Raw genomic sequence first — 14,351 nt, 5'->3', positions numbered from 1 at the left:
TAACAGGCATTATCAAATGCCACTTCTTATCAACCGAATCTTGTTCTGGTTAGATGGTTTCATGGATCCTCGCACCCCCTGCCTCATCGGCATCGCCCAACGCACCATTCGCGAGCAGCCCGGCCCGGAACCGCTCGATCTGTGGGAGGAGACGGCGCGCGCCGCCGCCGAGGACGCCCGGCTCCCCGTCGAGCGGCTGGACTCGATCCAGATCGTCCACACCGACTCGTGGCAGTACGACTCGCCGGTCGGCCGCCTCGCCGAGCGTCTCGGCGCGACGCCGCGCCACCATGCGTACTCCAAGGTCAGCGGTACGGCCCCGCAACTGCTCATCGGCGAGGCGGCGGCCAGGATCGCGGCGGGCGACCTCGACTCCGCTCTCGTCACGGGGGCCGAGGCGCTGGCGACGCGGCGGGCGTACCGGCGGGCGGGCGAGCACGTCCCGTGGAGCCACCCCGCCGTGCCCAAGCCCCCGTACGGATGGGAGCGGCCGCCGCACCCGTACGCGCTGGACCACGGGCTCTTCATGCCGGTGCACACCTACGCGATCATGGAGACGGCGCGGCGGGCGGCGTGCGGGCTCACGATCGAGGAGGAGATGCGGGACAGGGGCCGCCTGATGGCGCCCATGACCGAGGTGGCCGCCGCGAACCCGTACGCCTGGCGCCGGACCGCCCGCACCCCCGACGAGCTCGCGAAGGGCGAGCGCTTCGTCGGCTGGCCCTACACCAGGGACACGGTGGCCGTGCTGGAGGTGGACCAGGCGGCGGCCGTCGTCCTGGCCAGCACGCGGCTGGCCGACCGGCTCGGGGTGCCCGCCGAAGGGCGGGTCTACCTGCGCGGGTGGGCGTACGGGGAGGACACCTGGGAGGTGGCCGCGCGGCCGGACCTCGGGTCTTCCGAGGCCATCGCGCACGTGGCGGAGGCGGCCTTCCAGCGGTCCGGGCTCGGGCTCGGCGACATGCACGCGCTCGACCTGTACAGCTGTTTCGCGGTGGCGCTGCGGCAGGCGTGCGACGCGATCGGGCTCGATCCCCTGGACCGGCGCGGGCTCACGGTCACCGGAGGGCTGCCGTACGCGGGCGGGCCGGCCAGCGACTACGTCCTGCACTCCACGGCGACCATGGCGGGGCTGCTGCGGGCCCAGTCGGGGCACGGGCTGGTGAGCGGGGTGGGGATGCATCTGACCAAGCACACGTACGCGGTGTGGTCGAGCGAGCCGGGAGGGCGGTTGGGGAGTGCCGCGCCGGTGTTCGTGGCCCAGGAGGTGCCTCTGGTGGGGGCTTGCGCGGGGGAGGGGGTGGTGGCGGGGTACACGGTGGCGCACGGGCGTGATGGTGCCGCCGAGCGGGGGGTGCTGGTGGTGGAGGTGCCGGGAGGGCGGGCTTATGCGGTGGTGGAGGAGGCCGGGCTGCTGGCGGAGGCGGAGTCGCGGGAGCTGGTGGGGCAGGTGGTGCGAGTCTCTTCCGATGGGAAGGTCAACGTAACGGCGTGGTGACCTAAAGTTGATGCAAAGATTGTGACCGGGCGGCTACTATCTGGAGTTGACATTTTTATGTCAGCGGCGGACGCTGGAGTCATGCGGAGGACAACGGTGCGCATCGACGAGACGCTCCTCAACGAGGCGAAGGCGTACGCGGCACGTAACGGACGCAGTCTCAACTCAGTGATGGAGGACGCCTTGAGGCAACTGCTCAACCGCTCCACGGAAGCCGCCGACCGGCCGCGGGTGGAGCTGATCACTTCCACCAGCAAGCCTGGATTCCAGCCGTGGGTCCAGGAGCGGCTCGACGCCGGCGAGAAGCTGGAGCACATCGCGTGGGATCTCGACGACGAGGAGCGTTTCCCGGAGCTGCGCAATGTTGCTCGTTGACATCAACGTCCTCGTCAACGCCTTCCGAGGGGAGTCCCCCGACCACGACCAGTGCCATGCCTTCGTGGACGGGATGGTCAACGGCGACTCCAGCTACGCCGTGAGCGACTTCGTCGTCAACGGCTTCGTCCGGATGGTGACCAACCGGCGCGTCTACAAGGATCCCGACGACGTGGAGCGTGCTCTGGCCTTCGTCGGCACCTACCGCAACCAGCCGCAGGCGTCGGTGGTCGCCCCCGACTCGAGACACTGGGAGATCTTCGTCAAGCTGTGCCGTCAGGCGGGCGCCACCGGCAACCTCATCCCCGACGCCTACCTCGCCGCACTCGCCATCGAGCACGGTTGTGAATTTGTGACCTGCGACAAGGATTTCGCCAGGTTCCAGGGCTTGCGCTGGCGGTCGCCGCTCAACTGAACTTGATGAAAAGGCGCAAGCCCGCACTACTCGGCTAGGAACGTCGTGGCTGACCGGTTCGACGTCATCGAGGTAGGCGAGCGCGGTCGCCGCCGGTGGGTAGGGCCGGCGGTGGTGGTCGCGCTCCTGCTGATCCCTGTCGTCAGCCTGCTCATCAGCCGCGATCCCGAGTCTGCGCCCCCGGTGGGGCCGACCTCTGAGCCCATCAGGTCCCTCACCAAGATAGACAGCGCCCCCAACATCCTCACCGTCCGGCCCGTGGCCAAGGGGGGTGAGGAGGTCATGGATGTGGTGTTCCCGCACGGGGTGCGGGCCGAGGTGCGCTACCCGGCCGAGCTCGGGCTCGCCGCCATGGGGTCGCGGCCCTTCCAGGGGATCTGGATCGACGGGCAGTACCGGCAGCTGTCCGCCCCGTACAACGGCGAGTTCGAGGTGACCGCGGGTGGCCGGCCGATCAGGAACTACGCGCCCAACGTCACCCTCTGGCCCCCTCGGGCGGGCAGCGGTTACTACGGGCAGGTGCTGCTGTTCGCGTTCGGGCGGTGGCGGCTGGCGATGTACGACCGGGGGCAGGGGCTGAGGTTCGAGCAGCGGGTGGCCGTGGCGCGAGGGCTGCAGGGCCGGGAGACGAAGGACGGCTACCTCGTGCTGTCGGCCAGGGCGCCCGTGCGGCTGGCCGGGCCGGGGGAGACGGTGCAGGGGCAGCCGCTGGGGCCGCAGCTCTGGTTCGGCGGTGGTGCGGGGGAGATGGTCGCGCTGGTGCCCACGCCCGGTTGCGGGAAGAAGGCCGGGATTCCGAGGGTGATCGAGGGGCGCGGGCGGCCGACCGGCTCGGTGTGCAGGGGCGACGTGCTGGTCGCGGTCACGGGGCCACAGTCGTTCAGGAAGCGGGCCTTGGCAGGGATTCGGATCACGCTGAAGTAGGGTGCGGCCATGTTCGCCGTAACCGCCACACAGACCGATCCCGACAACCCACTCGCCGGGCTGACGCTCGGTGAGCGCCCGGAGCCGAAGGTCCCGGACGGATGGACGACCGTCTCCGTGCGCGCGGCCGCGCTCAACCACCACGACCTGTGGACGCTCAAAGGCGTCGGCATCAGACAGGACCGGCTGCCGATCGTGCTCGGCTGCGACGCCGCGGGCGTGGATGAGGACGGCAACGAGGTCATCGTGCACTCCGTGATCGGCACGGGCGCCGACGAGACGCTCGATCCCAAGCGCACGCTGCTGTCCGAGGTGCACGACGGTACGTTCGCCGAGCAGGTGGCCGTGCCGCGGCGCAACCTCGTGCCCAAGCCGGCCGGGCTCGGCTTCGAGCACGCGGCCTGCCTGCCCACGGCCTGGCTGACCGCGTACCGGATGCTGTTCGACAAGGCCGGGCTCGAGCCCGGCTCCACCGTGCTGGTGCAGGGGGCGGGCGGCGGCGTCGCCACCGCGCTGATCGCGCTCGGCCGGGCCGGCGGCTACCGGGTCTGGGCGACCAGCCGCTCCGAGGACAAGCGCGCGCGTGCTCTCGAGCTCGGCGCCGACCAGGTGTTCGAGCCGGGCGCGCGGCTGCCCGAGCGGGTGGACGCGGTCATGGAGACCGTCGGTCAGGCCACCTGGGACCATTCGCTCAAGTCGCTCAAGCCGGGCGGGCGCATCGTCGTCAGCGGCGCCACCAGCGGCGCGGTCCCGCCCGCGGACCTGAACCGGGTCTTCTTCCTGCAGCTGTCCGTGGTCGGCTCCACGATGGGCACCCGGGAACAGCTCGGCCGGCTGGCGGTCTTCCTGGAGCAGACCGGGGTACGGCCCGTCGTCGACAGGGTGCTGCCGCTGACGCAGGCGCGCGACGGGTTCGCGGCCATGGCCGAAGGGGAGATCTTCGGAAAGATCGTCTTTACCGTCTGAATAAGTAAAGGGTTACTTCCCGGCGTTCCGGGTGATACAAGCAGAGTGGGCTTGTCTCACCCGGGAGGCCGTCATGATGGAGGTTCAGCCCTTCGGTCCAGGTTCGATGCACTGGGACACCACCGGCGAATACCGCAATCTGCTCGTCGCCGGGAGCGCGCTGGTCATGCAGACGATGCACCCGGCCGTGGGCGCGGCCGTCGCCGAGCACTCCACGTACAAGGACGACCCGTGGGGGCGGCTCACCCGCACGCTCGTCTCGATCCAGACATGGGTGTACGGCGGCGCGGACGGCCCGGCGGAGGGCGAGCGGCTCAGGAGGCTGCACCGGCCGATCAGCGGGGTGGACGAGCTCGGCAGGCCCTACCACGCGCTGAACGGCGAGGCGTGGGCGTGGGTGCACCTGTCGCTGTTCGAGCGCTTCGTCGTGCTCAACCGCTATTTCGGCACCCCGTTCACCGTCGAGCAGGAGCGGCGGCTCTACGCCGAGTCGCGGCAGCTCGGCGCGATCCTGCGGGTGCCGGAGCGGGAGCTGCCCGCGGACCTGGAGGCGTTCTGGCGGTACTTCGACGCGATGGTGGCCGACCGGCTGGAGGCGCACCCGACGGCGCTCGACGTGCTGTCGGTCCTGCACGGCACGCCGGCGCCGCCCGGGCTGCCGAGGCCGCTGCGGCGGCTGTGGACACCTGTGGGGGTCGGATCGGGGGAGTTCAACTACTTCGTGACGGTCGGCACCCTGCCGTCCGCCGTACGGCGGAAGCTGGGGCTGCCGTGGACGGCGCGGGAGGAACGGCGGTTGCGGCATCTCGGGCATGCGGTGGCCGTGCTGACGCCGCGCCTGCCCGAACGCCTGAGGTACATGCCCATCGCCTACCGCGCCCGCAAGGCCGCCCGCGGCGCGCGCCGCGTGGAACGGCGCCTCCGCTCGGCATGAACGCGGGTCAGCCTTCGAGGATGTCGCGGACGCGGCGGCGGGCCTCGTCGAGCGCCGTACGCAGCTCCGCCAGCTTCTCCGGCGTCAGCCGGGCCTCGGACGCCTCCTGGCGGGCCTCGGCGATGAAGTCGGCCAGCAGCTCGCCCAGCTCCGCGTCGAGGTCGGCGCGGCTCGTCGGCGAGCCGCCCAGCGTGGCCCAGACCTCGGACCAGATCCTGCGCCACTCCCTGCTGAGCCGCTCGCCCTCGTCCTGCCAGTGGTAGGCGTGCTCCATCCACTGCCGCTTCTGCTGCTCCTTGAGCCGCCTGAAGTCCGCCTTCTGCTGCTCCTTGAGCCGTTGGGTGTCGTCCCTGGCCCCCGTGCGAACGTCCTTGGCCATCCGCGTGAGCTCGTCGCGCAGCGACTTGACCGTGTCGCGGACGTCCTCCTTGACCTCGCGGGCGATGTCGCGCACGGAGGCGGAGATCTCCTGCTCCAGGTCGTCGAGCTCGTCGAGCCGGGCGTTCAGCTCCTCGCGGCCCTTGTCGGTGATCGAGAACACCTTCTTGCCCTCGACCACCTCGTGCGTCACCAGGCCCTCCTCCTCCAGGCGGGCCAGGCGCGGGTAGATCGTGCCGGGGGAGGGCGAGTAGACCCCGAGGAAGCGGTCCTGGAGCAGCCTGATGACCTCGTAGCCGTGACGCGGGCTCTCGTCCAGCAGCTTGAGCAGGTACAGCCGGAGCCGGCCGTGACCGAAGACAGGGCTCATTCCTTCTCCCCCTTGAGCAGCGTGACCTCGCCGGAGACCGTGGTCGCCGACAGCGACGCCATACCGCCGCCCAGCCTGCCCGACATCGACTTCGTGCCGGGGCCGTTCGAGTTGAACAGTTCGTGGAACGTGCTGACCAGCCTGCCGGAGGTGGACCGCACGCTCACGTCCGCCTCCACGTTTTCCGGCAGCCTGACCAGGATGTCACCGGAGACGCTGTTGAGCGTCACGTGGCCGGTCGGCCGAAGCGCCAGGTCCGCCGTGATCCGGCCCGAGACGGTGTTCGCCTTGAGCCGGCGCGGGATGCCGTCGGCCACGGTCAGGTCGCCCGAGACGCTCTTGAACGCCAGGTCGCCCTCCATCGCCCGGCTCTCCACCGGGCCCGAGACGGTCGTCGCGTTCACGTCGCCGCTCACGCCGTCGAGCACGATCTCCGCGGACACGCTCCTGACCTGCGTCATCCTCTCGAACCCGGCCACCACGGCCGGCGCGGAGACCACTCCGGCGTTGACGGTGCAGTGCTTGGGGACGGTGATCGTCAGGACCGTCCTGCGCCGGTCGCGCCGGAGCCAGCCGAGGAGACCGTCCCAGGTCAGGTCCTTGTAGGTGATGGAGAGCTCCTTGGCGTCCTCGTCGTACGTGACCAGCAGCGGGGACGCCGACTCGATCTCGGACACCTCGACTGTGGGCGGGCCGTCGCTGGCCAGCACGGCCAGGCGGCCGGCGACGATGCGCACGTCGAGCGCGTCCACCTGGCCGAACGTCAGCTGTTCTGGGCCCTCGATCGTCCACTGCTGCATGTTCCCCCGCCCTCCTGGCGACATGTTCTCTCTACTAACACGATATGTCGCGTTTCCGCGAAACTCAAGATGTATCGCGTTGGCGTATCGGGGTGTCGTACTCCCCGCCGCACTTCGGCTGATGTCCCTTGGGAGGGGAAGGGGAGGGGCGGGGCCCCCTGCCGCCGTGGCTGGGAAAGGGGGCCGCGGTGGGGCGGGGTCAGTCGTCCTCGTCGTCGTCGAGCCGGGCCAGCCAGGTGGCCAGCCGCTCGACCGGGATCTCGAACTCCGGGTTGAGGTCGACGAACTCGCGCAGCCGCTCGCCGAGCCAGAGCAGGCTGACCTCCTCCTCGCCCCGACGCTCGACCAGCTCCTCGATCCCCCGATCGGTGAAGTACATCTTTCTCAAGTCCTCCTGAAACGGCAGTGAGCCCCCAGCCGGGGCCGGGGGCTCACTCTGGTGTTGGATCAGCCGAACAGCTCGTGGAGGATCTCCTCGAGCTCGGTGTCGTGCGAGTTGTGCGAGCCCGTCGCCGGCGAGCTGTTGGGGCGGCGCGAGACGCGCCGCACCGGGCGGCCGCCCAGCGTCTGCGGGTCCTCGGCCAGCTTGAGCGCGAGGTACGGCCACGGCCCCATGTTGACCGGCTCGTCCTGGGCCCAGACCAGCTCCGCCTGCGCCCCGTAGCGGGACAGCTCGGCGGCCAGCTCCTCACCCGGGAACGGGTAGAGGCGTTCGAGCCGGACGATCGCGACGTCGTCGCGGCCCTTCTTCTCGCGCTCCGCCGCCAGGTCGTAGTAGAGCTTGCCGGACGTGAGCACGACCCTGGTGACCTTGGCCGCGTCAACCGTCGTGTCGCCCAGGACCGGCTGGAAGGTGCCCGTGGTGAAGTCGGACGCCTTGGACGTGGCCGCCTTGTGGCGCAGCAGCGACTTCGGCGTGAAGACCACCATCGGCTTGTGCCGCTGCGACTCCACCTGCCAGCGCAGGAGGTGGAAGTAGTTGGCCGGGGTCGTGGGCTGCGCGACCGTCATGTTGTCGAGCGCGCAGACCTGCAGGAACCGCTCGATGCGGGCCGAGGAGTGGTCGGGGCCCTGGCCCTCGAAGCCGTGCGGCAGCAGCAGCACGACGGAGGACTTCTGGCCCCACTTCTGCTCGCCCGACGAGATGAACTCGTCGATGATCGTCTGGGCGCCGTTGACGAAGTCGCCGAACTGCGCCTCCCAGGCGACCAGGGCGTCCGGGCGGACGACGCTGTAGCCGTACTCGAAGCCGAGCGCCGCGAACTCGCTGAGCAGCGAGTCGTAGACGTAGAACTTCGTGGTGCCCTGGTTGAAGGTCTTGAGCGGCGTGTGGTCGGCGCCGGTCATCCGATCCACCAGGACGGCGTGGCGCTGCGTGAACGTGCCGCGGCGCGAGTCCTGGCCGACCAGGCGCACCGGGTGGCCGTCGATCAGCAGCGAGCCGAACGCGAGCGTCTCGCCCATCGCCCAGTCGATCGTGTCCGTCTCGACCATCTGGCCGCGGCGCTGCAGCACCGGCGCCAGGCGCGGGTGCGGCGTGAAGCCCTCGGGCAGGTTGAGCTGGGTGTCGACGATGCGCTTGAGCGTCTCGTCGCTGATCGCGGTCTCCGTGTCGGCGTGCGACCACTTGACGACCTCGGTCGGCGGCACCCGCATCGCGGCGGCCTCGGCCGGCTTCTTCGCCGCCTCGCGGGTCTCGGTGAACGCCTGCTCCAGCTTGGCCTGGTAGTCGCGCAGCGCCTGCTCGGCCTCCTCGACCGTGATGTCGCCCCGGCCGATCAGCGCCTCGGTGTAGAGCTTGCGGGTCGAGCGCTTGGCGTCGATCAGGTCGTACATCAGCGGCTGGGTGAAGGCCGGGTTGTCGCCCTCGTTGTGGCCGCGGCGGCGGTAGCAGATGAGGTCGATGACGACGTCCTTGCGGAACGCCTGGCGGTATTCGTAGGCCAGCTGGCCCACGCGCACCACGGCCTCGGGGTCGTCGCCGTTGACGTGGAAGATCGGGGCCTGGATCATCCGGGCCACGTCGGTCGCGTAGACCGAGGACCTGGACGAGGCGGGCGAGGTGGTGAAGCCCACCTGGTTGTTGACCACCACGTGCACGGTGCCGCCGGTGCGGTAGCCGCGCAGCTGCGACAGGTTGAGCGTCTCGGCCACGACGCCCTGGCCGGCGAAGGCCGCGTCGCCGTGGATGAGCACGGGCAGGACGGTGAAGCCCTCCTCGCCGCGCTCCAGGAGGTCCTGCTTGGCGCGGACGACGCCCTCCAGCACCGGGTCGACCGCCTCCAGGTGGGAGGGGTTGGCGACCACGGAGGCGGTGATGGTCTTGCCGCTGGGCGAGGTGAACGTGCCCGTCGCGCCGAGGTGGTACTTCACGTCGCCGGAGCCGTGCGCCGTGCGCGGGTCGATGTTGCCTTCGAACTCGCCGAAGATCTGCGCGTACGACTTGCCCACGATGTTGGCCAGCACGTTGAGGCGGCCGCGGTGGGCCATGCCGATGACGACCTCGTCGAGGCCCTCGTCGGCGGCGTCGCTGATCACCGAGTCGAGCAGCGGGATCAGGGACTCGCCGCCCTCCAGGGAGAAGCGCTTCTGGCCGACGAACTTCGTCTGCAGGAAGGTCTCGAACGCCTCGGCGGTGTTGAGCCGGGACAGGATGTTGAGCTGCTCGTCGCGCTCGGGCGACTTGTGCGGCTTCTCCACCCGCGCCTGGATCCAGGCCCGCTCCTCGGGGTTCTGGATGTGCATGTACTCGATGCCGACCGTGCGGCAGTAGGAGTCGCGCAGCACGCCGAGGATCTCGCGCAGCTTCATCAGCGCGCGGCCGCCGAAACCGCCCGTGGCGAACTCGCGCTCCAGGTCCCACAGCGTCAGCCCGTGGGACTGGATGTCCAGGTCGGGGTGCTTGCGCTGCTTGTACTCCAGCGGGTCGGTCTCGGCCATCAGGTGGCCGCGCACGCGGTAGGCGTGGATCAGCTCGATCACGCGGGCGGACTTGGCCACGTCGTCGTCGTGGGAGGCCGAGATGTCCTGCACCCAGCGCACCGGCTCGTACGGGATCCGCAGCGCCTCGAAGATCTCGTCGTAGAAGCCGTCCTCGCCCAGCAGCAGCCGGTGGATCTGGCGCAGGAAGTCGCCCGACTGGGCGCCCTGGATGATCCGGTGGTCGTAGGTGCTGGTGAGCGTCATGACCTTGGAGACGGCCAGGCGCGAGAGCGTGTCGGGCGCGGCCCCCTGGTATTCGGCCGGGTATTCCATCGCGCCGACGCCGATGATCGTGCCCTGGCCGGGCATCAGGCGTGGCACGGAGTGGACGGTGCCGATCGTGCCGGGGTTGGTCAGCGAGATCGTGGTGCCGGCGAAGTCGTCGACGCCCAGCTTGCCCGCGCGGGCCTTGCGGACGACGTCCTCGTAGGCCATCCAGAACTGGCGGAAGTCCATCTCCTCGGCGCCCTTGATCGAGGGCACGAGGAGCTGGCGCTCGCCGTTGCTCTTCTGGACGTCGATCGCCAGACCGAAGCCCACGTGCTCGGGCTTGATCAGCGTCGGCTTGCCGTCGACCTCCGCGTAGGAGTAGTTCATCTCCGGCATGGCCTTCAGGGCCTTGACGATCGCGAAGCCGATCAGGTGCGTGAAGGACACCTTTCCGCCGCGACCCCGCTTGAGGTGATTGTTGATCACAATGCGGTTGTCGATCAGCAACTTGGCCGGGATCGCGCGCACGCTGGTGGCCGTCGGGACCGTCAGTGACAGGTCCATGTTGGCGGCCGTGCGGGCGGCGGCGCCGCGCAGCTTGACCTCCTCGGCGCCCTTGGGCACCGGGGTGGCCGGCTGCTTCGGCTTCTCGGCAGCAGGTGGAGCCTTGGGTGGCGCCTGGGGGGGAGCGGGAGCGGTCACGGTGCCGTTCGCCACCTCCCTGACCGGCGCTGCCCGGCCCGTTCCGGAATCAGGGTTGTAGTCAGCGAAGAAGTTCCACCATGCCTTGTCGACAGACTCGGGATCTTGGAGGTACTTCTGGTACAGCTCGTCGACAAGCCACTCGTTCTGACCAAAGCTTGCCAGCGGGTTTGTCCGCGACGACTCAGACGACACGGCGGAAATCGCCCTCTTCCGCAGATCGGCGTTGATGTTAGAGAACCTGTCCAAGGCTACTCGCCCGGACCGGCAGCGCGCGCCGAAGAGGCCGTGCCGCCTCGAACGATCCTCTCAGGACAGTGCAAAGAGGTCACGCCCCCCTAGTCAATCCGGGTGGTGCCGCAATTATTACTCTTTGGTATCAACACCACGACGGGGGGTTTATTTCCCGCTGGACACCAATCTGCTAGCAATCCGCACCTCTGGGGACAACTCGGACAGCAGGTCCGCCAGCTCCTCGCCCGCCTCCTTGAGCTCCTCCAGCGACATCGGCTCGAGGCATTCGAGGAGGAAGATCGCGTTGGTGGTCTCCTCGGTGAGCCGGGTGCGCGCGACCTGACGCCAGTTCCACCTGCGGCAGGTGACGCCGACGTCGTCGCGCCAGATCACCTCGCCCGGCTCCGGCGTGCCGAGCGCCTCCTCGGACGCCTCGTCGCCGGTCGCCCGCAGCAGCCGGGCCGGTCCCACGTAGTGGTCGAGGTCCTCGCCGCCGATCGGCAGCGCGTGCTTGACGCTGATCGAGTTGTACGCGTCCACCGCCTGGTTGATCTCCGGCAGCGGCATCCTGCGGGTCAGGGCGTCGACCGAGGGTCTGGTCCGCTGTGGTTTGGCGCCGAACGCCCGATAGGCGTCCTTCCAGGCGTCGATCTTGTCCGCCTGCACCTCGTGCTCGGAGGCCGCCGCCAGCCAGGCCCGGGACCGGTCGTCCGTGGGCCCGTTGCGCAGGCCGTGCGCGGTCATGACCAGCACCGCGAAGTCGGGGCGCAGCGCGAAGACGGAGTCGTCCACCCAGATGTCGTCAAGCATCCCCACAGTCTAGAAGCGGCCGAGACCACAAAAATCTCTTTGCAAAATTAGCTTTGCGGTCTACGGTGGAAGGCATGAAGGAGCAGTACAAGATCAGTGACCCGCGGGTGCTCAAAGCGGTCTCCCACCCGCTGCGCGTGCGCCTGCTCGGGCTGCTGCGTTCCGACGGCCCCGCGACCGCGAGCGAGCTGGGGCGCAAGGTCGGCGAGAGCTCGGGCTCCACCAGCTACCACCTCCGGGAGCTGTTCAAGTACGGCTTCATCGAGGAGGACGACGACCGGCGCGACGGGCGCGAGCGGCGCTGGCGGGCCCGCCACGACTACACCTCGTGGGACGCCGGCGAGCTGTCCGCCACGGCCGAGGGCCGCGAGGCGGTCCGGATCATGCACCTGCGGCAGGCCGAGTTCGTCGGGCGGGTGATGGAGGAGTTCGACCTCGGGGGCTGGCCGCGCGAGTGGGCCGACGTGGCGGGGACGAGCGACCACATCGTCTCGCTGCCGCCCGCCGGGGTGCGCGAGTTCAACGACAAGGCCGAGGCGCTGCTGCGCGACCTCGCCGCCAAATACGCCGGCGATCCCGAGTCCAGGCAGGTCAGCGCCTGGCACGGCGCCGTACCCCGATCGAAGGAGGAGTCGTGACCGCTCGCTCGGCCTTACGCCGCTACATGCTCGTCAGCTTCCTGACCTGGCTGCCCCTGGGCCTGATGGTGGCCACCATGGTGCTGCTCATGACCGCGCGTGGGCTCGGTCTGGCGGAGGTGGGGCTGTCGGTGACGGTGTTCTCGGTCGTCACCGCCACTTTGGAGCTGCCGACCGGCGGCCTGGCCGACGTCCTCGGGCGGCGCGTGGTCCTGGCCGTCTCCGCCGCGTTCACCGTGGCCGCGCTCGCGCTGATGGCGGTCTCCACCACGTTCTGGATGTTCGTGGCCGGCGGCGTGCTCAAGGGCGTGGCCAGGGCGCTGTCCAGCGGCCCGGCCACCTCCTGGTACGTCGACACGCTCCACGGGATCGAGGGCCGCGCCGCCGACCTCAAGCCGGGACTGGCCAGGGGCGGCGCGATGGAGTCCGTTGCGCTGTGCGTGGGCGTGCTGGCGGGCGGCGGCCTTCCGCTCCTCGTCCCGCCGCAGGTGATCTTCCCGCTGGCCGCGCCGCCGCTGGTGGGCGCCGTGGCGGCGGCCGTGCTGCTGGTCGTGGTGGTGTTCGCGATGCCGGAGCCCGAACACGTCCGCAGGTCGCCGGCGAGCGTGCTGCGCGAGGTGCCGGCCACGGTCGTGTCGGGCATCCGGCTGGCGGCGGGCGCACCCGTGCTGCGCCGCATGACGGCCGCCGCGGCGGCCTCCGGCGTGGTGCTGTGCAGCATCGAGCTGCTCACCCCCGGGCGGCTGGCCGAGCTGGCCGGCACGGCCGAGCGGGGCAGCCTGGCCTACGCCGTGGTCTCGGCGCTCGGGTTCGCGAGCAGCGCGGCGGGTGCCGCGCTGGCGCCCCGCGTGGCACGGCTGGCCGGGGGTTCGGCCAGGGGCGCCATCGCCGGCTCCGTGCTGGCCGCGCTGTCCGTCGGGGCGCTCGCCGCGACCGCGGGGCTCGACGGCCCGGCGGGGCTGGTGAGCGCGGGGCTGGCGTACATGACGCTCTTCGTGGGGCTCTCGGTGGCGGGCCTGCTCTGCCTGGAGATGACCCACAACGCGGTCAGCGCGTCCGAGCGCACCACCATCACCTCGACCAGCTCGCTGTCGCTGCAGGCGGGCGGGGTCACGGCCAACCTGACGCTCGGCGCGCTGGCCGGGCAGGCGGGCGTGGCCGTCGCGTGGATCGGCGCCGCGCTCGTGGTGCTGGCCTCGGCCCTGCTGTTCGTACGGATGCCCGGGCCTACAGGCTCCAGTCGATCTCCGGCCCCACGGGCACGATCCCACTCGGGTTGATGTTGGTCTGGGTGATGTAGTAGTGACGCTTGATCTGGTCGAAGACGGTGGTTTCGCGGAAGGCCGGGATCGCGTACAGCCTGCGCGCGTACGCCCATAGCGCCGGATAGTCGGTCAGCCGCCGGACCGAGCACTTGAAGTGCCCGTAATAGACGGCGTCGAACCTGGCCAGGGTCGTGTACAGGCGCACGTCGCTGTCGGTGAGGACGTCGAAGAGGTACTCCGACTCGGCCAGGCGGACCTCGAGGAAGTCGAGCGTGGAGAAGACCCGGGCCACGGCCTCCTCGTACGCCTGCTGGTCGCGGGAGAAGCCCGCCTCGTAGACCGCGTTGTTGAGGCCGTGGTAGAGGCGGTCGTTCATGATGTCGATGTCGGGGCGAAGACGTTCCGGATAGAGGTCCGGGGAGGTTCCCCATGACATTTCCAGATCGAGGGTGATCTGCGGGAAGTCGTTGGTGACGATCCGCTTGTCCTCGGCGTCCCAGATGCACGGCACGGTGTAGCGGCCCGTGTAGTCGGGGTCGGTCGCGTGGTAGAGCTCCGACAGATACTCGGGGTCGCCGTCCGGGATGCGCCAGCCCTTCTCGTCGCGGATGGGGTCGACGATCGTGACGTCCAGCACGTCCTCCAGGCCGAGCAGCGCCCGGACGATCAGCACGCGCTGCGCCCACGGGCAGGCGTAGGAGGCGTAGAGGCGGTAGCGGCCCGGTTCGGGCGGGCCGAGGCGGTCGGTGAAGCGGTTCGGCTGCCGTACGAACCGGCCATCGTCGGAGAGCTCGCGGCGCAGCTTCATGACCCCAGTAGAGCATGATTCGGACACAGAACTATATTCGGC

Annotated in this window: 14 protein-coding genes; 8 read left to right on the top strand and 6 right to left on the bottom strand. The window is 69.9% G+C overall.

Features of this window, described 5'->3' with window-relative positions; genetic code table 11:
- The first annotated feature begins 61 nt into the window (after positions 1–61).
- From HD596_RS06145 to HD596_RS06120, 6 genes are all read left to right on the top strand, one after another.
- Positions 62–1,498 (top strand): TLP1 C-terminal extension domain-containing protein, encoded by a 1,437-nt coding sequence (locus tag HD596_RS06145; protein WP_185068340.1) that lies wholly within the window; start codon positions 62–64, stop codon positions 1,496–1,498.
- Positions 1,499–1,594: 96 nt separating this feature from the next.
- Positions 1,595–1,873, top strand: coding sequence for a hypothetical protein (locus HD596_RS06140; protein WP_185068339.1), 279 nt, complete (start codon positions 1,595–1,597; stop codon positions 1,871–1,873).
- A complete protein-coding gene (locus HD596_RS06135; protein WP_185068338.1) occupies positions 1,860–2,288 on the top strand; it encodes a type II toxin-antitoxin system VapC family toxin in 429 nt (142 codons plus the stop codon). Before HD596_RS06140 ends, HD596_RS06135 begins: the two co-directional genes overlap by 14 nt.
- A gap of 45 nt (positions 2,289–2,333) precedes the next feature.
- On the top strand, positions 2,334–3,212 hold the full coding sequence (locus tag HD596_RS06130; RefSeq protein ID WP_185068337.1) for a hypothetical protein: 879 nt from the start codon (positions 2,334–2,336) through the stop codon (positions 3,210–3,212).
- A 9-nt stretch (positions 3,213–3,221) separates the two neighbouring features.
- Positions 3,222–4,178 carry a zinc-binding dehydrogenase gene (locus HD596_RS06125; RefSeq protein WP_185068336.1) on the top strand — a complete coding sequence of 319 codons (957 nt, stop codon included), beginning with the start codon at positions 3,222–3,224 and terminating at the stop codon, positions 4,176–4,178.
- A gap of 73 nt (positions 4,179–4,251) precedes the next feature.
- Complete coding sequence (locus HD596_RS06120; protein ID WP_246554164.1) at positions 4,252–5,112, top strand: oxygenase MpaB family protein; 861 nt, start codon at positions 4,252–4,254, stop codon at positions 5,110–5,112.
- 7 nt (positions 5,113–5,119) lie between these two features.
- On the opposite strand, the gene HD596_RS06115 is transcribed toward HD596_RS06120, so the two are convergent.
- From HD596_RS06115 to HD596_RS06095, 5 genes are all read right to left on the bottom strand, one after another.
- Positions 5,120–5,860: a PadR family transcriptional regulator gene (locus tag HD596_RS06115; RefSeq protein WP_185068335.1), complete on the bottom strand. Its 741-nt coding sequence runs from the start codon at positions 5,858–5,860 to the stop codon at positions 5,120–5,122.
- A complete protein-coding gene (locus HD596_RS06110; protein ID WP_185068334.1) occupies positions 5,857–6,660 on the bottom strand; it encodes a DUF4097 family beta strand repeat-containing protein in 804 nt (267 codons plus the stop codon). Before HD596_RS06110 ends, HD596_RS06115 begins: the two co-directional genes overlap by 4 nt.
- 199 nt (positions 6,661–6,859) lie before the next feature.
- Positions 6,860–7,039 carry a DUF6104 family protein gene (locus HD596_RS06105; protein WP_185068333.1) on the bottom strand — a complete coding sequence of 60 codons (180 nt, stop codon included), beginning with the start codon at positions 7,037–7,039 and terminating at the stop codon, positions 6,860–6,862.
- Positions 7,040–7,107: 68 nt separating this feature from the next.
- On the bottom strand, positions 7,108–10,749 hold the full coding sequence (locus HD596_RS06100; protein ID WP_185068332.1) for a multifunctional oxoglutarate decarboxylase/oxoglutarate dehydrogenase thiamine pyrophosphate-binding subunit/dihydrolipoyllysine-residue succinyltransferase subunit: 3,642 nt from the start codon (positions 10,747–10,749) through the stop codon (positions 7,108–7,110).
- Positions 10,750–10,953: 204 nt separating this feature from the next.
- Entirely contained in the window at positions 10,954–11,598 is a 645-nt protein-coding gene (locus HD596_RS06095; RefSeq protein ID WP_185068331.1) for a B3/B4 domain-containing protein, read from the bottom strand.
- 74 nt (positions 11,599–11,672) lie between these two features.
- Here HD596_RS06095 and HD596_RS06090 point away from each other — a divergent pair, with 74 nt between their 5' ends.
- Positions 11,673–12,236 (top strand): winged helix-turn-helix domain-containing protein, encoded by a 564-nt coding sequence (locus HD596_RS06090; RefSeq protein ID WP_185068330.1) that lies wholly within the window; start codon positions 11,673–11,675, stop codon positions 12,234–12,236.
- Positions 12,233–13,516: an MFS transporter gene (locus HD596_RS06085; protein WP_185068329.1), complete on the top strand. Its 1,284-nt coding sequence runs from the start codon at positions 12,233–12,235 to the stop codon at positions 13,514–13,516. The genes HD596_RS06090 and HD596_RS06085 overlap by 4 nt, the downstream gene beginning before the upstream one ends.
- On the opposite strand, the gene HD596_RS06080 is transcribed toward HD596_RS06085, so the two are convergent.
- Positions 13,464–14,309 carry a glutathione S-transferase family protein gene (locus tag HD596_RS06080; RefSeq protein ID WP_185068328.1) on the bottom strand — a complete coding sequence of 282 codons (846 nt, stop codon included), beginning with the start codon at positions 14,307–14,309 and terminating at the stop codon, positions 13,464–13,466. The genes HD596_RS06085 and HD596_RS06080 overlap by 53 nt on opposite strands.
- Positions 14,310–14,351 lie beyond the last annotated feature (42 nt).

This window comes from Nonomuraea jabiensis (assembly GCF_014204795.1).
Lineage (GTDB): Bacteria > Actinomycetota > Actinomycetes > Streptosporangiales > Streptosporangiaceae > Nonomuraea > Nonomuraea jabiensis.
The sequence above is the reverse complement of the archived record's forward strand: the minus strand, read 5'-3'. Positions and strand labels throughout refer to the sequence as shown.

What these genes read in the sequence shown, in the direction of transcription:
- HD596_RS06115 (WP_185068335.1), bottom strand. Translation starts at nt 5,860, where the DNA reads ATGAGCCCTGTCTTCGGTCACGGCCGGCTCCGGCTGTACCTGCTCAAG.
- HD596_RS06095 (WP_185068331.1), bottom strand. Translation starts at nt 11,598, where the DNA reads ATGCTTGACGACATCTGGGTGGACGACTCCGTCTTCGCGCTGCGCCCC.
- HD596_RS06105 (WP_185068333.1), bottom strand. Translation starts at nt 7,039, where the DNA reads ATGTACTTCACCGATCGGGGGATCGAGGAGCTGGTCGAGCGTCGGGGC.
- HD596_RS06090 (WP_185068330.1), top strand. Translation starts at nt 11,673, where the DNA reads ATGAAGGAGCAGTACAAGATCAGTGACCCGCGGGTGCTCAAAGCGGTC.
- HD596_RS06080 (WP_185068328.1), bottom strand. Translation starts at nt 14,309, where the DNA reads ATGAAGCTGCGCCGCGAGCTCTCCGACGATGGCCGGTTCGTACGGCAG.
- HD596_RS06125 (WP_185068336.1), top strand. Translation starts at nt 3,222, where the DNA reads ATGTTCGCCGTAACCGCCACACAGACCGATCCCGACAACCCACTCGCC.
- HD596_RS06135 (WP_185068338.1), top strand. Translation starts at nt 1,860, where the DNA reads ATGTTGCTCGTTGACATCAACGTCCTCGTCAACGCCTTCCGAGGGGAG.
- HD596_RS06145 (WP_185068340.1), top strand. Translation starts at nt 62, where the DNA reads ATGGATCCTCGCACCCCCTGCCTCATCGGCATCGCCCAACGCACCATT.
- HD596_RS06120 (WP_246554164.1), top strand. Translation starts at nt 4,252, where the DNA reads ATGATGGAGGTTCAGCCCTTCGGTCCAGGTTCGATGCACTGGGACACC.
- HD596_RS06110 (WP_185068334.1), bottom strand. Translation starts at nt 6,660, where the DNA reads ATGCAGCAGTGGACGATCGAGGGCCCAGAACAGCTGACGTTCGGCCAG.